Consider the following 17,978-nt stretch of genomic DNA (forward strand, 5'->3'; position numbering starts at 1 on the left):
GATACATCTTTAATGTGTATCGGTTTTTTTATTACTACGGTTGGTTTAAATGTAGTTTATGTGTGCTTAAAATTCAAATTACCCAATTATTTTGTGTGATTTTTAATGATTTCGAAGTTTTTTACGAGTCCCTTTAAATAAAAATACATGTATGGGTTTACGCCTATAAATTAAGCTATTTTTAAGATGATTATGATTCAACTTAATTTTATTAGAATTTAGAAATGATAGTATCTGAAGATAATAAACAATCTAAAAAACTTGGAATTTTTGCCATCTGGGCTATTGGTGTGGGAATGGTTATTTCTGGCGAGTCTTTTGGTTGGAATTTAGGTTGGGCCATTACAGGACCACTATGGTTTTTTGTTCCGGTTGCTGTAGCGGCACTAATGTATTTTGGCTTGGTACAAACATTAATTGAATTGGCATGTGTATACCCAGATGCTACAGGGCCACATACTTATGTAGAAAAAGCTTTTAATAAAAAATGGGGGGCATTTATAGGATTAGCCATTCTCTTTGAGTTTTTATTTGCCACACCGGCTATAGCAAGTTCATTGGGTGAGTATTTAGGGTTTTTAATGAATGATCTCTCTTTATCACCTTGGATAAGTACACTATTTTTGTTGGGTTTTTCGATTGTTAATCTTTTTGAAATGCACATAGGTGTCCGTTTTTTAATTCTATTGACCCTTTTGGCTATTTTGGAACTTTTTATGTATCAGGGTTCAGTATTTACTGCTTTTGAACTTCAGAACTTGTCAAATTCAAACGTGGGTAGTATAGATTTACAAAGTTTTGTGGAAGCAATTCCGTATGCGATGTGGTTATTTTTGGCAATTGAAGGGATATCGCTGATGACTAACGCAGTGGATAGAAAAAACTTTAGAAAAGTTATTGGGCGAGGTTATAATTTAGCATTTTTTACACTTCTTATACTTGCAGTTTTAGTTTTGGTGTTGGCTGCCGGAGGTATTGATTGGAATTTGCCCGAGAGTTTAGGATTATTGGAAGAAAACCACCCAATGCCAGCATCTATGGCTTTGATATTGGGAAAGGATCATTTTCTGGTGCAGGTCTTTACTTTTATTGGTTTATTTGGACTTATAGCTTCATTACAAGGAATAGCATTTGCGGCAACCAAACAGTTAGAACCATTATTGCCAAGTATTAAGGATAATTTGGTGTCAAAACGAGTTATAGCCTCTACAATAGTATTTGTCATAAGTTTAGCGGCTATTTGGACAAGTCAAACCGGTTTTTTAATTGAGGTATCTGTATTTGGGGCAGTATGTATGTATTTTGCGGTAAGTAGTTCTTTATTGGTATTGAGAAAACGAAACAATATACTGGCAGCGGGCGTTAATGTAAAAAATACAGCCTATTCACATAATAATTTTAATGGTATATTTTCATCTTTCAATGCATGGGTGGCAGTTATAATTTCACTAATTTGTATAGGGTCATTTGCTTATCTACAATTTCAAGCCTTTATTATTTTTATAATCTGTAGTTTGGGCTATGTGTTTTTAATTAGAAGAAAATAAATGGTATATCGTTTCACATTAGGACACCAAAACTACCTTTTTGATGATTTAAAAACTCTAATGGCTAAGGCAAGTCCGCACCGTTCGGGAGATGTTTTGGCGGGTATAGCGGCTAAAAACAATGTAGAACGAATTGCTGCTCAATATGCATTAAGTGAATTACCGTTAAAAACATTTTTAAAGGAGGCTGTAGTACCGTATGAAAGTGATGAGGTTACCCGCCTAATTATTGATACCCATGATGCTAAATCCTTTGAGCGTATCTCGCATTTAACTGTGGGTGAATTAAGAGATTTTTTTTTGGAAGACACTACAAATGGAAATACAATTCTCGAGTTAAGTAGAGCACTTACACCTGAGATGGTTGCAGCAGTTTCTAAATTAATGAGAAATCAAGATCTCATTGTGGTATCTTCTAAAATTGAATTAGTCACGCGTTTTAGAAATACATTAGGCTTAAAAGGTAATGTATCTATTCGACTACAACCCAATCATCCGACCGATGATTTAAAAGGAATTTTAGCAAGTACTATAGATGGTTTGTTATATGGTTGCGGAGATGCCGTAATTGGTATCAACCCGGCTACAGATAGTCCGGAGGTGACGATTAATTTATTAAAAATGCTTGAAGACCTTCGACTAAAATTTGAAATACCAACACAAAGTTGTGTGCTTTGCCATGTAACTACTGCAATGCAAATTATGAAGAAGGCTCCTGTAGATCTGGTGTTTCAGTCCATTACAGGTACAGAAAAGGCAAATAGTTCTTTTGGGATAAATTTAAATCTATTGTCTGAGGCTCATCAAGCTACTTTAGAGCTTGATCGTGGTACAATAGGTAACCAATGTATGTATTTTGAAACAGGTCAAGGATCTGCGCTATCTGCCAATGCCCACCATGGTGTAGATCAACAAACTATGGAAGCAAGGGCTTATGCGGTTGCTAGGCATTATGATCCATTATTGGTGAATTCTGTAGTGGGTTTTATAGGACCCGAATATTTGTATGACGGTAAACAAATTATACGTGCTGGTCTAGAAGATCATTTTTGTGCAAAGGTAGTAGGCTTACCTATGGGGATGGATGTATGCTATACCAATCATGCAAATGCTGATCAAGATGATATGGATAATCTGCTAACACTTTTAGGTGTTGCCGGCTGTAATTTTTTTATGGGTGTTCCAGGAACAGATGATATCATGTTGAATTATCAATCTACTTCATTTCACGATGCGCTTTTTATACGAAAAGTGTTACAGAAAAAACCTGCGCCAGAATTTGAATCTTGGCTATTAAAAATGGGTATTATAGATGGTGATGGGGTTAAATTAGATGTAAGGGGTTCACATAAATTATTAACCAATCTATGAGCAATAAGTTAGAAATACCAGCTAAATGGCAGCAACTTAAAAGTTATACAAAAGCTAGAGTAGCATTGGGCAATGTTGGTACTAGTTTGCCTTTAAACGACGTACTTGCACTTAAGCATGCACATGCCTTAGCTAAAGATGCTATTCTTACTCAATTAGATAAAGAGTTTCTTAAGATCAAGGCTAAAGAACATGGTGTTTTATGCAGTGAATTCAAAAGTCAGGTTAAAGATCGGTTAGAATATTTAAAAAGACCTGATTTAGGTCGTAAACTAGTAAATACTTCTGAAGTTGAAAACATAAAAAAAGTAGATATTGTCATTGTTATTACCGATGGTTTATCTGCAACGGCGGTCAATTCAAATGCTTTTTCAGTTTTGGATGCTGTTTTGCCAGATTTAAAAGAAAAATTTTCTATTTGTATTGCTTTAGTTGAACTAGGAAGGGTTGCAATAGGAGATCAGGTGGCAGAATTTTACAATGCTGATTTTGTTGCTGTTTTAATAGGAGAACGCCCAGGTCTTTCGTCTCCAGAAAGTATGGGTATTTATGTAACTTATAAACCTAAAATAGGATTTACAGATGAACGTAGAAATTGTATTTCCAATATTCATAAGGATGGTTTATCGAGTATTCAGGCGGCTACCTTACTTAAATATCTGATTGATCGTTCTTTTGCATTAAAGATTAGTGGAGTAGAGTTGAAGATTGATCTAGGAGCTATACTAGGTGATGAGTAATTTTACACAAATTAAATTTCACCTACAGTTGCTAAAATTTTAAACTTAAAAATAGATGCAGAGGTGATGCCTGCTACCACTTTAAATTTGGAATAAAAGATTATTCTAAGTTTTCTATAATTAAAATGGACCTGTTTATACGTTAAACAGGTCCATTTTTTATAAGAATTAAGCTGTTATTTCATTTGGTAAACAACATTTACTGTGAATTGTTCTTGATAATCAGTGTAGTAGCTAGTCCAGTCTTCATTGTGGTATTGATTGCTACTAATAGAAATTATTTCACCAACGCTAGTGTTTATTGCCTTACATAAGCTATTTGCATTTTTCATAGCATCTTTTAATGCTAATTCAAGAGCTGCTTTATTTTTTTCTGAAGATACATGTTGTTTAACTTGAAATTGTAATTGTACACCTTGCAAATTGGTCTTTACTAATTTCATAGCTATTTCTTTAGAGTTGGTTTCATAATAAAGTACTGTACCATCTCTTTGGTAGCCTAAAGAAAAATATTCCATTTCTTTTTCTTCAAATTTAGATACATCAACACCATTTTCTTTTAGAGCAGTAAAGTATTGTTTTTTTAATTGCTCCAAATTCTCCATTCGGGTATCGGCATAATAGACTTGATCCATACTCAAGGTAGCCTTAATACGATACTTTTCAATTGTCTTCTCTAAAGGCGCTGCGCCAGATACAGTCACTGTACGTTCTTTTGGATTAGTTTGGGCTTCAGTAGATGAAATTCCAATTAAAATTAGTACTAAGAACAGTGTGAATTTTTTCATTTTTATGTGTAGTTTATTTTTTATCAAATTTATGATTTTGTAACCTAAATACTCTGTTATGTTTACTCAATATAGGGGTTATAGGCAATTTTACACCTTGAAAAGTGATTTAGTATATAAAAAATTTGTGAGTTTTATCTTGTTAACTTATATTAACAAATAAAATTGCTAGGTAATATTTATAAAGAAAATAGTTTGTTATGAAAGTTGATACGGTTTGTATAATTGATGATGATCCAATTTGCGTTTATGGTACTAAAATTTTGTTGAATCATAATAATTTTGTGAGTGCAAATATTCTAGTTTATGAAGATGGAGAAGAGGCGTTAATAAATCTTACTTCTCAATTATTAAATAGGCAGCGAATGCCAGATATAATTTTGTTGGATTTAAATATGCCTATTATGAATGGATGGGAATTTTTAGATAAATTTCAAAAATTAACTTTCACAAATAAACCTCAAGTATTTATAGTCAGTTCACACTTTGATAAAAAAGCAATTGAAAAGGGAAGAAGTTATGAATTGGTTCGTGATTTTATTTCAAAACCATTAATAGCAAAGAATCTTAACGATATTATTTCTATGAGTAAGATTGCAGTTTAAACGCGCAAAGTTCATAGAATAAAAAACCACGTCATATGACGTGGTTTTTTATTTTGTGGAGCCGGAGACGACCTTGCGTTTATAAAAGGTCTAGTAGACCTTTTTAGCATGGTGCGAGCTATTGCACTGGCTTTCAAATCCTGTAGGTATAACGAAAAAAACCACCCTAAGGTGGTTTTGTTTTGTGGAGCCGGAGGTACCACAATATTACAACTTCATTCAATATCCTTCACACTATAATTTATTTCGAACCCCTTTAAATGCTTAAAATAAAGGGATTATATGAATTTTAAATAATTGAACGAAAACGGATGTAGTTGGTCTAATAAGTGGTTAGCCGTACAAATACCGTACAAATAATCCTATCTTTACGGCTATGGCTACAGTTAATTTTTTATACCGTTCTAGTAAGGATAAAGCAACTTTGAATATTAGATTACTTTATCGCTTCAATAATAAGGATGTAGTTGTAGGAGGTAAAACACAATTAAAGGTTAGCCGGGAATATTGGGGAAATGCCCATAAAAAGACTTTAAAGAATATTAGAGATGTAGAGACCCGGAATACTTACAATGAGGTAAATGAACATCTAACCGCTTTAGAAAATCATATATTAAAATCATTCGAGGCCGTTAATCCATCGCTAGTTAATAAAGGTTGGTTGAAGGCTGTAATTGATTTCTATTACGATCCAACTAGTAAAAAGACTATACCCTTAGATCTTGTTAATTACTTTGACTATTATCTAGATCGAAAAAAGAACGATATAAGTATTATGAGTTCTCGCCGTATTTCAGTGGTAAAGAAGAAAATACAAAGGATGGAGGATTACTTAGGTAGGGTAATTTTAGTTAAGGATATAAACGAAGATTTTAAAAAACAGTTTCAAGAATATTATGATAAGGAGAGTTATAGTCCGAATACGCAACAAAGGGAATTTAAAATGATTAAGTCTATTTGTTATCATGCTAGTTTTAATGGCTTAGAAATACACCCGCAAATCAAGAGTTTAAAACTAAAACCACAAGAGGTAACCCATATTTACTTGACTAAAGAGGAAATAAATAAAATTTCAAAATTAGAATTAACCTTGGAGCATTTAGATAATGCTAGGGATTGGTTAATAATCTCATGTTATACCGGGCAAAGGGTTTCAGATTTTCTAAGATTCACTAAGGATATGATTAGGAAAAAAGGAGATAGGAATCTATTGGAGTTTAGGCAACAGAAAACGGGTAAGCTAATGACTATACCGGTATTAAATGAAGTGTTAACTATTCTAAAGAAACGTAACGGGGAGTTCCCTCGAATTATATCCGATCAGAGATATAACGACTATATAAAGGATGTAGCGGAGACCGCCGGATTAGATCAGCTTAGTAGAGGAAAGAGGCGTATCAATATAACGCCTAAAGCAAAGAAAGGAACTTACCGGGATATATCAGGGGAATACCCAAAATGGCAATTAGTAAGCTCTCATATAGGACGCCGTTCATTTGCAACGAACTATTACGGGAATATACCTACATCCGTTTTAATCGGTATTACAGGACACGCCTCAGAAACTCAATTTTTAAACTACATACAGAAATCTAGTGAACAATCGGCAATAGATGCCTTTGAACATTTTTATAATTAAACAAAACAAGATGGAAACAATTACAAGAATTAAATTAGAGGGTATTATTGAAAGAAAACTGAATGAGGGAGAGAATGGTTTAGCGGATGCAATGGAGCTATCATTAATCGAATATGATAACCCGGAAATTATGGAACCTCTTTTAAAAGTAATATATCAAACCTCGGATAATGTTGATGAGGTATTAATCGGATGGGCAAATGTTTTGAACGATTTCGATAAAGTATGTTAAAATCAACAAAGGATATTCTATGTATTACAATGTAGGTTAAAAATGAAATTTAATGCCTTACAACCATTTAAATCATTAATAATATTCATTTACATTTTCGACAAAGCTAATAAACTAAGGTGTTTCGAGAGGAAATCAAAAGTTAAAACCGTTGGTAGCTTGTTGAATTAGGTTGTAAGTTTACAGTATAATTAAATGCGTGTCCATTCATTTGATGATAGTCGGATGAAATAAAACGTTAAGGCGTTTCCCTACAATTTTACTTAGGTGAAACTTAGAAGTAACTTAGAAAAGTGTGATTTTAGAAGGACTCCCGGCACATGAGCTAGGCTTTTATTATCAACCTGTATATACTATGATGATACCATAGAAAGGATAGGAAAACATATCAATGGCAATTTTGCCACCCAAAAAGGAAACATAGTTAGGTTTCTAATAGGGTTTGTTTTCTTGAATACAGGCCGCACTAAGGCGCAATAGTAAAATTCAAAATTCACTCTCCTTATTAGCTTTCTAATTGTGTTTCCCACGACACAAAATAGATATGCATTCCACAATCTTAAATAGTATTAGTCCTTCGGACTTAAAAGAAATGATAGAATCCGCATTGGATTCAAGACTAGACAAATTATCGAACAAACCCAACGGGAACGAATTACTAACCCGAAATGAGGTTTGCGAAATATTCAAAATCGATTTATCAACCTTACACCATTGGAGAAAAAAAGGTAGGATTAAAGCCTCTGGAATTGGTGGTAGAGTCTACTTCAAACGTTCGGATGTAGAGGCGGCGTTAATTATCATTATAGAGTAATTGATACGTCTTACTTAGAAACGAAAGAGAATAATGTCATAGCACAAAATTTAAAATAAATGGAAATTGGATTGGAATTAGTGAAAAATAAAAGTAATAGTTTGAAGCTTAGTGAAGTAGTAGGTCTTTCCCATAGTAAAACACTTAGAAAAATTAAGCCAATAATAGATAACTATAACAAGGGTAAGGGAGATCGAACCAAAATTGGTTCGATTGATTACTTAGATAGTAAGGGAAGGAAACAACCTATGTATATATTTGATAATAAACAACTTATGTATATACAAAGTGCTTTTGATGATAAGTTGAGGGAGCTTATAATTGATATGTTATTCGGTTTTCATGATAAATTGGTTAGGAGTATTGAGAAAGAGAAATATTATGAGCATAAAAATGGTATGGAGTTGAGTTTCAATCTTGATAAGTGGAAAAAACGTGCTTTACTTGCGGAATACTTATTGGATGATCATATAGCATTAAAGTTTAATAGAAGTTAGGATTATGGTTTCGGATTTGCTTTTGAGGCTAATTTAGTTAGGCAGTTTTAAAGAGGTTAACTAACCCAAACTTAACAGGGGAGGGGGTTCAGAGCGTTTTTATTGATTAGTTAGGCAAGTCATGTACTTCTCAAACATATCCTAGGATATTTTAAATACTACAATAAATATACTAAACGGCCTTTCCCTCTCAAATTAAAGATTTATACCATTTCTACTTAACTACTTAACTAATCTTATAAAAAGGGTATATAAAGTAAAGGTAATCAATTCTTTAGGCTTGAATAAAATTAGTTAGGCTCCGATTTTCTGCATGGCAACTTGCTAGGCACTGCCTAACTAATTTATGTTGAATTTAAAATCCTTAAACGCATTCCATTTTAATGTGAAATATGCAGAGTTGGTATTTATAATTAATAATTAATAAAAGATTTTATAATGAATAAGAAAAAAGATATGATAGAAAAATTACTAGTGAGGATAGGATTAAAGACTAAACCACTTGCAATATTAACTGTAGGAGAGAATAAGCCTAGCGGCGTTAGATTAAAGGGTAAGAGATTAACGGTAAAACCAAAAATAAAGGCCGAGGTTACCTTACCTAACCCTAAAACAATAAAGGACGTAGATCAAGAGAGCATTGATATTATGAAGTTGGTAGATTCTAATCCTGTAAAGGCTATGCAAATGGCAGTTTTAAGAGATAAGAGGGTATCTAATGAACGGAAAGAAAAGGCAAGGTTTTTAGCTCTTAGTCCGTTGGAAATTGAACGGGAGGCAGAGCGTAAAGTATTGATAGAAAAAGCGGCTCTATCGTTAACTGCTAATCTTCCAAAGGTTAGGGAGATTCAATTAGATATTAATTGGAATGAAGATGTACTTCTACAGCATATAGCTGAGGCGGCGTTTAGAAGTAGTCTTGAATCGGATGTGCTTTGGATCGGTGGAGGTAATTTTGGAGGCAATTTATACGTAAAAATCGGAGCCGTTACTGAGGAAATAAAAACGAATGATATGGAATTGCTAGATACCGCCGCCGCTAAACTTTTTTCTTGGAGCGGTGTAGTTAATGTTCTTGAAGATCCAACAAGCTCAGAATTAAAAAGATTTCTAAGTAATGCGGCGGATAGCTACACGGCATCCCAAAGGAAATTAAAATCAAGTGAGTATTATTTAGGTTTGTTAGTAGAAAAAGCTATTGAGGCTCCTTTAAAGTACATTAAGGAATCGGCTAAACGCTTGGAAATACTCGAGGCCTTAGCACTCGCAACCGCTGAGGCAGGAATTGCTATAGGATTTTTTAAGGATTCAAAAAAGAATGTTCATATTGATTGTAGTGATAACCGTTTTGGAACTACCCAGCTAACTAGTAAAATCATGTTGCCTTATATGCAATCTATAATAGATGGTAGCTCGGTTGCCGGGCGGTTGACTTCGGGAACGGATTCAGCTAAATTATTGGAGGCATTTACTAACCTTTTAAAGAAATAGCATGATAGGATATATAACAAAAAGACACGGCGGGTTATTCCTTAATGGAATACAAATATTACAGGATAAGGTAGATAATTATGATAAAGTATTAGAGGAAGTCAAGCAAAGGCAATTAAGCAAACAAAATCTATTAACTGCCTCGGAAATTTTCGTAAAAATTGAAACTAGGTTAAAGGAAGTGAGTGTTATTTGTGAACAGGGTGAGGGCAAAAAATGTGGGGTAGACATGGCCGTAGCAATCTTAAAAGAGTTCGATAATGAAGGAATATATATATCAACCAACCACCGGAGATTGTTAATCTTTCCGAGGATTGATAAAAATGAAACCATGACTCTGGAATTTTTAGGAGGGATTTGGCAAAATTTTATAAATGCAATCAATCCGAAAATAGAGAACTCATCAACAACATATTCCGGGATAAATGGAGCGGAACTCTATCAAATTTTTCTGATATACTTAACCATGAATTAGAGTTATGGAATTACTATCATGGGAGAGGGAGTTAGACAAAATAACATCCAATTGTAAATGGTATCCGTTAATCACAAACCTTAGTATTAGAAAAGCGAATCGAATCTTACAAAGGGCGTTTTATTCATCCGTTAATATTTTGGGCATAGACCTAAAGAGAGGGGTTAACGGAGAATATTTAATTCAATCCAATTGAGAAGATATAGAGTTAGCGTTAGAGGATTTTGAGCTATGTGAATATCAATTGGCGCATCAAACAGGTTTAGATAATTACATAATAGATAAAGATGTGGTTAAGTTCGTTTTAGATAAGACCTATATTAAAAAGGAAGTAGTTTAAATTTAAAATATAGCCCCTATGGATTATTCTTTAGGGGTTAATTCTACCAATTTTTCTTCTGTAGTAGCTAAAATATATGATAGTTTATTATGGATTGTTCTTCCTGTTTGTTTTAATGCTTTAAGGTTAACTTTCATATCAGTTCTCATTTTAGTTATAGGGACATATTCCTTAATCTCAATGCTTAGTATTGAATCATAACTATTAGAAATAAAAAGATTTTCAATTTTAGCGGTTACATACTTAATAGTGTATATAACATTTTTATCATTTGATGTATTCAATGACTTTAAAAGGATGTCAGTAATAATGCTAAAATTATGATATGTAAAAAAAACTTTATCTATTGAATATTTGATTTCTTTAATAGCGGTTTCTAAAAGATAGGTACTTTGGTAAGTATCACTTGTTGCATCGTAATCCTCGCTTGGATTTTGTTTTAATTTATAAGAATCGTTTATTTTTTCGAACCCATTGTGTAATACGTTACCCCATCCAATACTCGTATCTTTTTTATCATTTTCATAATAATCTTTTTCAATATTATTATACAGATTTAGGAGAAAATTGATTGTTTGCTCACTTAAAATAGCATCCATCTGAATTTTATGATTTCTATTCTGCTGTGCATTAGCTTCGATTTGGGCTTTAAAAGATTTATATACTAAATAAGCAGCGAGTAGGTTTACAAATGGAGCGGTTACTCCTCCAATAACATCTCCAATATCTCCAAGTCCATTGAAGTGTATGCCTGTGTAATAATTAGTTAATAGCCAAGGAGCTATTACGATAATTAATAGAAAAATTCCTATTCCTGCAATTTCCCAATTATTAAAACCTATCAATTTTTTTGGTTTACCTCCCTCCATCTTTTAAATACTTTGACTCGAATATATTTCTTTTAATGTAAATAGCTTTATAAAATTTATTGAAAATATCTATATGGATTATATCCAAATAATTGGAATATATCCTAATTTTGAATTATGATTATTTATAGAAATTTCGATACCAAAATTATAAGGGAACTTATCATAGAAATAGGTAGGCATAAATATGAGCAAGCCTTACAGAATATGCAAGTCAGGCAAAAGCCGTTAAGTATGAAAGGATGGTATTTAGAAGCCCGTGACGGTTACGTTAAGTTGTGTTATAGATACCCTAGTAGATATATCCTTATGCTAATGAATGTAGAAAGATTTAATAATATTCCGGCTAACGGTTGGGAGCGTATAAAAGTAGAAAGATGAAAATGTACCGGGAACAAATTTTAGTTGAAACCTTAATAAAATACAGATTTAGAAAATACGGATTTCAAAAAATAAAAGTAGAATGTTTTAACCAGTACAATGGGGATTCCACCAAATGCCGAGTTGAGGTTTTTAAGGATGGTAAACGGTTAATGAAACATGAGGCGGAATTAAACGAAAAATTCGTTATTGATGCGGAAAATAGGTTATCAACAATTATGGTTGAAAAGGAAATCTAATATTATGTCGATGAAATGTAGGAAATTATTACATTGCTAAATGGATAAATATGACGTTCTAACAATTGTATTATCATTTATCGCAATAGCCTTTAGTTGGTACGCAAATAACCAAGCTGTTAGAGCAAATACGATTGCGGAAAATGCAAACAGGACAAATATAAAGATGTTTAAGAGGCAAGGTGTAATAGATTTACACATGGCTTGGAGCGATATCTATGATATTGATGAAGATAATTTGATTACACCCCACATTGTTAAGGCAATTAATGCACTTTCATTAACTGCATCATTGTGGAATCACGATGTTATAGAGAAACCAATTCTATATCAATCTTATTGGATGCCATATAAAAAGTTATTCGACCAAATAGATTCTATAGATAAGCTTGTGCCGGGAAAACAAGAGAAATGTAAGGACTTATTGAGTAGGGATATTAAAAAAGCTTATAGTGGCATGAATAATACAGATTTAAGTAAAGTACTAACAACAAATTTATAAGATGAGAAAAATTGAAATAAAGCAGAAATTGGAGGAACTGGTTAAGGAGTTAAGAAATAGTGAGGATAGTTCTACACTTTGGGATAAAGAAATTAACGAATCATTAGTTAATTTACGTAAACACATGACCCATTCGGGCGGGAATCCCTGTAGTTGTTGTGGTGGGTCGGGTGTTGGTTAGGGTTTAGAATCCTCGTATACCGATATCATTAACTCAGCTTTGTAAAGCTTTTCTTTTAGTTCCGTATTTTCTTTTTTAAAGTCAGACCTAAGACTATCTATTTTGTTGTGGATAGTTTTAATCTCGTCTTTTGTTACTTCTGTATGTTTTCTTGTAAGAGGGTAGACTGCGAAGCATAAACTTAGGAAAGATACCGCTATAGGAACCCACCAATAAAGGGTTTTCTTATCAGATGCCTTTTTTACTTTTCGTTCCATCAGCAAATCCTTTTCCCTTTGCTCATATATACTTGTAAATCCTCCAATTTCTAAAAAGGGTTTAGTTAAATCAGTCTTATAATATATGGTTCCCGAATCATTTTCATCATATTGTAATCCTTGCCTTATTTTGAAATATTTATGGTCGTGTCTAAACATATCTAGGGCAACCTCTCGGAATTGGTCTATGTGGTTCGTTGGTTTGTCAAGAGCCTTGAATACATCCTCCGCCTTGGAATTATCATTATCCAGTAAGTATCTTAATATTCTATCTTTTACTTGCGCTAATTCTAATTCGTCCATAATTAAATCTCATTTATATCAACACTACCGGAATATCTATCCAAAGTATCCCCGGTTTTAAAATGCCCCTTGCCTAATATTTTATTGGATTTAGGGTCGTATTCGACCTCCACGAAAAAAGCGTACAAGGCGTAGAGGTTGTACTTTCTATCGGGTTCTATGTGATTAGTCAAGTAAGTGCCGTTTTCCCATAGGTCGTTCCATTGATCTGTTTCGGATAACATCATGTATTCATATAATCCCATGGAATAAATGTAGGGAAATTGGTTTTATATTTGTAAGATGGATTGGATTAAGATAAAATTTAAAGAATATCCCACTACATTTTTGTTCATAATACTTTTTGTGGTAGTTATCATTGGTTTATTAGGGATTGATTTCCTAACGGTTTCGGATTCGGATAGTTTTAAAGAAAATATTTTAGTTGAGGCTCATGGAGTGTTGGGAGATATATTCATTTTTGGGATAATTATTTCTATTTACGATACAATTAGAATCAACTCAGAACGAAAAGGAGATAAGGAAAATCAAAAGCAGTTACAAATTGATAGGTATAATGAGGAATTAGACGATTTTAGAGGATGGAACGAAAGTGAGGCGATGTATAGAAATGTCGGGAATATAAAGAGATTAATAAGACTTGGGGAACAAAATTTAAATCTTTGCTATTGTAATTTATCTGAGGCTATCCTGATTAAAATAGAACTAGTAGGAGCCTCATTGATAGAAGCTAATTTAAAGGATGTAAAATTTACTTCTGTAACATTTATAAACTGTGTGTTTATAGGTTCGAATTTAGAAAATACTTTGTTTTCATCTTTGAACATGAATAATGCGAATTTGGATATGCTAGGCTCTAATTTGTATAACTGTAATTTTCAGCAGGCAAACCTAAGAGGAGCTAGTTTTATAGGTGCTAAATTATCGGAAACAAGATTATTAGGTGCCGATTTAAGTATGTTGTTTGTAACAGATAAAAATTGGATTGATGGACTAGAAATTAGTTCTAAAAAATATGTAGAGGATAATTATGTTTTGCTTGACCATAACTTATATACATCTGCTATATTTAGTAGAAATGGGGATAAGCTGTGGAGTAACACTTTTTTTCTAGTAGATAAAACAGATATTGAAATGTATAAATTCTATAATGAGAGAGTCGATCCACGGGCAACACCATTTTAATCTAGAGTAATAACCCCTTAACCTTTTGAACCGTGGATAAACTTACCCCGGCCAATTTAACCGTATTTCTTAAGGATTGACCTTTCTTTAGGTGTTTAACTACTTCCGGATATTTTCGTAATATTTCCTCTTTTGATTCTTTAGTTCCCCTTAAACGACCTTTGTAATTTCCTTTTGCCTTTGCTATAGCTATGCCCTCCCTTTGTCGTTCTAACATCGTTTCCCGTTCCATTTCTGCAATGTTACCCATTACACTTACTATTAGATTAAAGGCCGGGTTAACCTTTCCTTTTATCATAGAGTCGATTCCTAGATTATCTACCTTAAGAATTACCCCGGCATCCGTAAAGGTTTTAAGCGTGGTTAGTATATCCAAAAGATTACGGCCTAATCTATCGATAGCGTGAACACTTACTAAATCAATTTTCGTGGCCGCTACTGCCTCTAATAATTCTTTACCCTTAGTTCTTTGGTTAAAGGGAACGGAGCCGCTACAAACATCTATAAAGATTAATTCGTTTGGATGCTCGTTTATTAGTTGGCGTTCCTTATTCTGATCCGGGGTTGATATTCTAATGTATCTTGCTTTCATGTTATCCATAACGTAAATATAGGCGGTGTATTTTTTTTAGGGTGGGTATTATCAGTATATTCGTTAAAGCGTAAATCCATCCGATCAATCGCATAAAAATGTATTGTGTTTAGACCATGCCCTAAAAGTAGTACATTTTATACATTTTGTTCTATATTTAAAACCCTAGTAGATTAGTGGGGTAATAGAATTTAAGGGGAGGGGGTACGCCAACGGAGGCGGATTTTATAGGTAAACCTAAATTTTGCGCCTAGAGATTCTAGTCATACGAAAAAAGAAAGTGGTAGAGTGGAGGTTCTAAAAAGTTATTTATATATAGTATTTCTATTATATATATAATTATTTTGAAAAGTTTTAAAAAGATATAATATTAAACTACAACTATAAATAACTTTTTAAGTCTTCCACTACACCACTATTTTTATAATGTTCGCATAGCTTTCTTGACTTATTTAATGTAGAGCCGTACATAAACCGTACAGTAAAAAACAAAAAACCCCGTAAACGTTAGTCTACAGGGCTATATAAGTGGAGCCGGAGGGATTCGAACCCTCGTCCAAACAAGCAATTAAAATGCTTTCTACATGCTTAGAATCTGATTGATTTTCGATGCGTACCTGACCAGAAACCGCCTAATACACACTTATCTTCTTAAGATTTTGGTGGTGTCGCCAAAGTGAGCGGACACCCTTATGTTGACTTTTCTGGTGCTCCTATAAGAATCGCCATCAACAAGGGCTATTCAGGAACATCTCGCTTCCCTACCTGGTAGGGACGAGGCTAAATCCTACTATAATTCAGATTAAGCGGCAAGAGCGTAATTATTTTCGCCAATTAAAAGTGTGAAAAATGAGATTAACGAGCTGTTTCCCAGCGCTCGACATGCTTACATTCCAACTGGTCTCGCTGTCAAAACCGGTCGGCCCCAAAATGTAAAAGAACTTCCTAATCTAAATAATAGCTGCATCAAATTAATCGACTTCAACTATTAAATAGCGGGCAGCAAAGCTAACAAAACTTTACGATCCCCTATAATTTTTATTTTGACCGAAGCCAAGTGTTTCTAATTGCATATTTTAGTACAATATTTATACCAAACCTATATGAAGTTCGGAATCATCAGAGAACGTAAGGATCCACCAGATAAGAGGGTTGTTCTATCTCCAAAAGCATGTCAAAAAGTCTTAAAAACGCATACAAAGGCACAAATAATTGTTGAGCCATCTCCTATTCGTGCTTATGCCGATGAGGATTATAAGCAATTAGGTATTACTGTTGCCAGTGAAATGGATAATTGTGATGTTCTTTTAGGAGTTAAAGAAGTGCCAATTGATTCCCTTATTCCCAATAAGAAGTATTTCTTCTTTTCGCATACTATAAAAAAGCAGCCGTACAATAGAGATTTGTTACGTGCTATTTTAGAAAAGAATATAGAAATGTATGACCATGAGGTTATTACCAACATGCAAGAACAACGTGTTGTTGCATTTGGTAGATATGCAGGTATTGTTGGGGCGTATAACGGATTCAGAGCATACGGACTCAAATATAATGTGTTCACTTTGCCAAAAGCCAATGACCTGGCTGACCAAGCTGCATTAATTGCCGAACTTAAGAATCTCAAATTACCGAATATAAAAGTATTGTTAACTGGTAGGGGTAGAGTAGGTAATGGCGCAAGAGAAATGTTAGACGGAATGGGTATGCGCAGAGTGACAGTTGCTGATTATTTGGAAGAGGAGTTCAAAGAACCAGTGTACTGCCAAATAGACGCTGGTGAATATAATAAGCGTAAAGATGGTGTTCGTGGTAATAAAGCGAATTTTTTTGCAAACCCAGAGGAGTATAAATCTAATTTCTTTCGTTTTGCAAAGGTGACGGATTTCTATATTGCCGGACATTTTTTTGGACAAGGTTCTCCATATTTATTTACAAGGGAAGATGCCAAGCATCAAGATTTTAAAATTCGTGTAGTTGCCGATATTAGTTGTGATATTGATGGACCGGTTGCTTCTACCATACGCCCTTCAACCATTGCTGATCCAATTTATGGATATGATGCTATGACGGAATCTGAAGCTGATTTCAAAAAACCTGAAGCAATTGCTGTTATGGCAGTTGATAATTTACCGTGTGAATTACCTAGAGATGCAAGTGAAGGTTTTGGTGAGGCATTTATTAAAAATGTAATTCCTGCCTTTTTTAACGAAGATAAAGATGGTGTACTTGAAAGAGCTCGTATGACGCAAAACGGGAAGCTGACAGAACGTTATTCATATCTTCAAGACTATGTTGATGGTAAAGAATAAACTTAGGTTTTACTTTTTAAAATATTTTAATTGAAATCGTTTTTTGAATTCTAAACTGGTTACGGTAAGTATACCTAAAGTATATGCCAGTAAATCTTGAATGCTAAAATAGTTTCCGAAGATTAAGTTTGCCCATTTAGATTGTTCCACCCCAAAGTAGCTTAACATATTGGTAAGCTGCAAAAATTCAATTGCATACGCTATAAGTAAAGTGATAATGCCCAGGGTAATATCATTTGCCTTCACGAAAGATTTAAAAAAGTAAAACATAAGAATGACCACAAGGTAATCTCCGAATGTGTGTCGAATAAAGCCTGATTTTAAAAACACGGCAATTAAGATTTCGATTCCCAGCAGTGCAAGAAAGTATATAAAATAAATGTGGTTAAATTTGAATTTCATGTGTTGAAAGTTTAAGCGTTTATTAAATAGATATAAAGCATACTTATTGGGTAATTCATAATCAGTAAGACAAGCACCATGGTATGCTCTTGTATATCCTTCGAATTACTAAGAACATTTACCAAAATTATAATCAACGCTATACAGGTAACGATGATATAGCTGAGATATAACATAATTCCTATAACGGTGGTGATTTCATTTTCTGGTATTAAGGCA

At 33.5% G+C, this 17,978-nt stretch carries 22 protein-coding genes and 1 other RNA gene; 16 read left to right on the forward strand and 7 right to left on the reverse strand.

The genetic code is table 11. From position 1 onward, the window contains the following. Nucleotides 1-224: 224 nt before the first annotated feature. The 3 genes from BM296_RS07720 to eutC are packed head-to-tail and all read left to right on the forward strand — an operon-like array spanning nucleotide 225 to nucleotide 3,658. On the forward strand, nucleotides 225-1,547 hold the full coding sequence (locus BM296_RS07720; protein WP_091902529.1) for an amino acid permease: 1,323 nt from the start codon (nucleotides 225-227) through the stop codon (nucleotides 1,545-1,547). After that, a complete protein-coding gene (locus BM296_RS07725) occupies nucleotides 1,548-2,918 on the forward strand; it encodes an ethanolamine ammonia-lyase subunit EutB (RefSeq protein WP_091902530.1) in 1,371 nt (456 codons plus the stop codon). It abuts the gene before it with no gap. Beyond that, entirely contained in the window at nucleotides 2,915-3,658 is a 744-nt protein-coding gene (gene eutC, locus BM296_RS07730) for an ethanolamine ammonia-lyase subunit EutC (RefSeq protein ID WP_091902531.1), read from the forward strand. The genes BM296_RS07725 and eutC overlap by 4 nt, the downstream gene beginning before the upstream one ends. Nucleotides 3,659-3,834: 176 nt before the next feature. Here the strand turns inward: eutC and BM296_RS07735 are convergent, their stop codons facing one another. Next, nucleotides 3,835-4,446, reverse strand: a complete 612-nt coding sequence (locus tag BM296_RS07735) for an SIMPL domain-containing protein (RefSeq protein ID WP_091902532.1) — start codon at nucleotides 4,444-4,446, stop codon at nucleotides 3,835-3,837. 200 nt (nucleotides 4,447-4,646) lie between these two features. Between BM296_RS07735 and BM296_RS07740 the strand changes: the two genes are divergently transcribed. The 7 genes from BM296_RS07740 (at nucleotide 4,647) to BM296_RS07770 (ending at nucleotide 10,199) form a co-directional block, all read left to right on the forward strand. Continuing rightward, complete coding sequence (locus tag BM296_RS07740) at nucleotides 4,647-5,051, forward strand: response regulator (protein ID WP_027064740.1); 405 nt, start codon at nucleotides 4,647-4,649, stop codon at nucleotides 5,049-5,051. Nucleotides 5,052-5,427: 376 nt separating this feature from the next. Beyond that, nucleotides 5,428-6,690, forward strand: coding sequence for a phage integrase SAM-like domain-containing protein (locus BM296_RS07745; RefSeq protein WP_091902533.1), 1,263 nt, complete (start codon nucleotides 5,428-5,430; stop codon nucleotides 6,688-6,690). Nucleotides 6,691-6,700: 10 nt separating this feature from the next. After that, nucleotides 6,701-6,922, forward strand: a complete 222-nt coding sequence (locus BM296_RS07750; RefSeq protein WP_091902534.1) for a hypothetical protein — start codon at nucleotides 6,701-6,703, stop codon at nucleotides 6,920-6,922. Nucleotides 6,923-7,466: 544 nt separating this feature from the next. After that, entirely contained in the window at nucleotides 7,467-7,736 is a 270-nt protein-coding gene (locus BM296_RS07755; RefSeq protein WP_091902535.1) for a helix-turn-helix domain-containing protein, read from the forward strand. Nucleotides 7,737-7,795: 59 nt separating this feature from the next. Then, complete coding sequence (locus BM296_RS07760) at nucleotides 7,796-8,233, forward strand: Rha family transcriptional regulator (protein WP_091902536.1); 438 nt, start codon at nucleotides 7,796-7,798, stop codon at nucleotides 8,231-8,233. 438 nt (nucleotides 8,234-8,671) lie between these two features. Next, nucleotides 8,672-9,724 carry a hypothetical protein gene (locus BM296_RS07765; protein ID WP_091902537.1) on the forward strand — a complete coding sequence of 351 codons (1,053 nt, stop codon included), beginning with the start codon at nucleotides 8,672-8,674 and terminating at the stop codon, nucleotides 9,722-9,724. 1 nt (nucleotide 9,725) lies between these two features. After that, the gene (locus tag BM296_RS07770; protein ID WP_091902538.1) at nucleotides 9,726-10,199 is read left to right on the forward strand and encodes a hypothetical protein; all 474 of its coding nucleotides are present in this window, start codon (nucleotides 9,726-9,728) and stop codon (nucleotides 10,197-10,199) included. Between the two features lie 363 nt (nucleotides 10,200-10,562). Here the strand turns inward: BM296_RS07770 and BM296_RS07775 are convergent, their stop codons facing one another. Further along, nucleotides 10,563-11,408: a hypothetical protein gene (locus BM296_RS07775; RefSeq protein ID WP_091902539.1), complete on the reverse strand. Its 846-nt coding sequence runs from the start codon at nucleotides 11,406-11,408 to the stop codon at nucleotides 10,563-10,565. A gap of 117 nt (nucleotides 11,409-11,525) precedes the next feature. Between BM296_RS07775 and BM296_RS07780 the strand changes: the two genes are divergently transcribed. Genes BM296_RS07780 through BM296_RS07795 form a run of 4 tightly spaced genes read left to right on the forward strand, consistent with a single transcriptional unit; the run spans nucleotide 11,526 to nucleotide 12,711 of the window. Continuing rightward, nucleotides 11,526-11,789, forward strand: a complete 264-nt coding sequence (locus BM296_RS07780; protein ID WP_091902540.1) for a hypothetical protein — start codon at nucleotides 11,526-11,528, stop codon at nucleotides 11,787-11,789. Further along, nucleotides 11,786-12,028 (forward strand): hypothetical protein, encoded by a 243-nt coding sequence (locus tag BM296_RS07785; RefSeq protein WP_091902541.1) that lies wholly within the window; start codon nucleotides 11,786-11,788, stop codon nucleotides 12,026-12,028. Before BM296_RS07780 ends, BM296_RS07785 begins: the two co-directional genes overlap by 4 nt. Before the next feature lie 40 nt (nucleotides 12,029-12,068). Beyond that, entirely contained in the window at nucleotides 12,069-12,530 is a 462-nt protein-coding gene (locus tag BM296_RS07790; RefSeq protein ID WP_091902542.1) for a hypothetical protein, read from the forward strand. A gap of 1 nt (nucleotide 12,531) precedes the next feature. After that, nucleotides 12,532-12,711 carry a hypothetical protein gene (locus BM296_RS07795; protein WP_091902543.1) on the forward strand — a complete coding sequence of 60 codons (180 nt, stop codon included), beginning with the start codon at nucleotides 12,532-12,534 and terminating at the stop codon, nucleotides 12,709-12,711. On the opposite strand, the gene BM296_RS07800 is transcribed toward BM296_RS07795, so the two are convergent. Together BM296_RS07800 and BM296_RS07805 are read right to left on the reverse strand one after the other, a co-directional pair. Further along, nucleotides 12,708-13,271, reverse strand: a complete 564-nt coding sequence (locus BM296_RS07800; RefSeq protein WP_091902544.1) for a hypothetical protein — start codon at nucleotides 13,269-13,271, stop codon at nucleotides 12,708-12,710. The genes BM296_RS07795 and BM296_RS07800 overlap by 4 nt on opposite strands. A 2-nt stretch (nucleotides 13,272-13,273) precedes the next feature. Then, a complete protein-coding gene (locus BM296_RS07805) occupies nucleotides 13,274-13,516 on the reverse strand; it encodes a hypothetical protein (protein WP_091902545.1) in 243 nt (80 codons plus the stop codon). Nucleotides 13,517-13,553: 37 nt separating this feature from the next. Between BM296_RS07805 and BM296_RS07810 the strand changes: the two genes are divergently transcribed. Then, nucleotides 13,554-14,456 carry a pentapeptide repeat-containing protein gene (locus BM296_RS07810; protein WP_091902546.1) on the forward strand — a complete coding sequence of 301 codons (903 nt, stop codon included), beginning with the start codon at nucleotides 13,554-13,556 and terminating at the stop codon, nucleotides 14,454-14,456. Between the two features lies 1 nt (nucleotide 14,457). Here BM296_RS07810 and BM296_RS07815 read toward each other — a convergent pair whose 3' ends face one another. Then, the gene (locus BM296_RS07815; protein WP_245786981.1) at nucleotides 14,458-15,057 is read right to left on the reverse strand and encodes a recombinase family protein; all 600 of its coding nucleotides are present in this window, start codon (nucleotides 15,055-15,057) and stop codon (nucleotides 14,458-14,460) included. Between the two features lie 517 nt (nucleotides 15,058-15,574). Then, nucleotides 15,575-15,975: a transfer-messenger RNA gene (gene ssrA, locus BM296_RS07820) on the reverse strand. A 176-nt stretch (nucleotides 15,976-16,151) separates the two neighbouring features. On the opposite strand from ssrA, the gene BM296_RS07825 reads away from it, so the two are divergent. Next, a complete protein-coding gene (locus tag BM296_RS07825) occupies nucleotides 16,152-17,357 on the forward strand; it encodes an NAD(P)-dependent oxidoreductase (RefSeq protein ID WP_091902547.1) in 1,206 nt (401 codons plus the stop codon). 9 nt (nucleotides 17,358-17,366) lie between these two features. On the opposite strand, the gene BM296_RS07830 is transcribed toward BM296_RS07825, so the two are convergent. Beyond that, nucleotides 17,367-17,759 (reverse strand): ribosomal maturation YjgA family protein, encoded by a 393-nt coding sequence (locus BM296_RS07830; protein WP_091902548.1) that lies wholly within the window; start codon nucleotides 17,757-17,759, stop codon nucleotides 17,367-17,369. Nucleotides 17,760-17,978 lie beyond the last annotated feature (219 nt).

It is taken from the genome of Maribacter stanieri (assembly GCF_900112245.1).
GTDB lineage: Bacteria > Bacteroidota > Bacteroidia > Flavobacteriales > Flavobacteriaceae > Maribacter > Maribacter stanieri.

Coding starts and splice junctions, on each gene's coding strand:
- BM296_RS07720 (WP_091902529.1), top strand. CDS start 225: ATGATAGTATCTGAAGATAATAAACAATCTAAAAAACTTGGAATTTTT.
- BM296_RS07725 (WP_091902530.1), top strand. CDS start 1,548: ATGGTATATCGTTTCACATTAGGACACCAAAACTACCTTTTTGATGAT.
- eutC (WP_091902531.1), top strand. CDS start 2,915: ATGAGCAATAAGTTAGAAATACCAGCTAAATGGCAGCAACTTAAAAGT.
- BM296_RS07735 (WP_091902532.1), bottom strand. CDS start 4,446: ATGAAAAAATTCACACTGTTCTTAGTACTAATTTTAATTGGAATTTCA.
- BM296_RS07740 (WP_027064740.1), top strand. CDS start 4,647: ATGAAAGTTGATACGGTTTGTATAATTGATGATGATCCAATTTGCGTT.
- BM296_RS07745 (WP_091902533.1), top strand. CDS start 5,428: ATGGCTACAGTTAATTTTTTATACCGTTCTAGTAAGGATAAAGCAACT.
- BM296_RS07750 (WP_091902534.1), top strand. CDS start 6,701: ATGGAAACAATTACAAGAATTAAATTAGAGGGTATTATTGAAAGAAAA.
- BM296_RS07755 (WP_091902535.1), top strand. CDS start 7,467: ATGCATTCCACAATCTTAAATAGTATTAGTCCTTCGGACTTAAAAGAA.
- BM296_RS07760 (WP_091902536.1), top strand. CDS start 7,796: ATGGAAATTGGATTGGAATTAGTGAAAAATAAAAGTAATAGTTTGAAG.
- BM296_RS07765 (WP_091902537.1), top strand. CDS start 8,672: ATGAATAAGAAAAAAGATATGATAGAAAAATTACTAGTGAGGATAGGA.
- BM296_RS07770 (WP_091902538.1), top strand. CDS start 9,726: ATGATAGGATATATAACAAAAAGACACGGCGGGTTATTCCTTAATGGA.
- BM296_RS07775 (WP_091902539.1), bottom strand. CDS start 11,408: ATGGAGGGAGGTAAACCAAAAAAATTGATAGGTTTTAATAATTGGGAA.
- BM296_RS07780 (WP_091902540.1), top strand. CDS start 11,526: ATGATTATTTATAGAAATTTCGATACCAAAATTATAAGGGAACTTATC.
- BM296_RS07785 (WP_091902541.1), top strand. CDS start 11,786: ATGAAAATGTACCGGGAACAAATTTTAGTTGAAACCTTAATAAAATAC.
- BM296_RS07790 (WP_091902542.1), top strand. CDS start 12,069: ATGGATAAATATGACGTTCTAACAATTGTATTATCATTTATCGCAATA.
- BM296_RS07795 (WP_091902543.1), top strand. CDS start 12,532: ATGAGAAAAATTGAAATAAAGCAGAAATTGGAGGAACTGGTTAAGGAG.
- BM296_RS07800 (WP_091902544.1), bottom strand. CDS start 13,271: ATGGACGAATTAGAATTAGCGCAAGTAAAAGATAGAATATTAAGATAC.
- BM296_RS07805 (WP_091902545.1), bottom strand. CDS start 13,516: ATGGGATTATATGAATACATGATGTTATCCGAAACAGATCAATGGAAC.
- BM296_RS07810 (WP_091902546.1), top strand. CDS start 13,554: ATGGATTGGATTAAGATAAAATTTAAAGAATATCCCACTACATTTTTG.
- BM296_RS07815 (WP_245786981.1), bottom strand. CDS start 15,057: ATGGATAACATGAAAGCAAGATACATTAGAATATCAACCCCGGATCAG.
- BM296_RS07825 (WP_091902547.1), top strand. CDS start 16,152: ATGAAGTTCGGAATCATCAGAGAACGTAAGGATCCACCAGATAAGAGG.
- BM296_RS07830 (WP_091902548.1), bottom strand. CDS start 17,759: ATGAAATTCAAATTTAACCACATTTATTTTATATACTTTCTTGCACTG.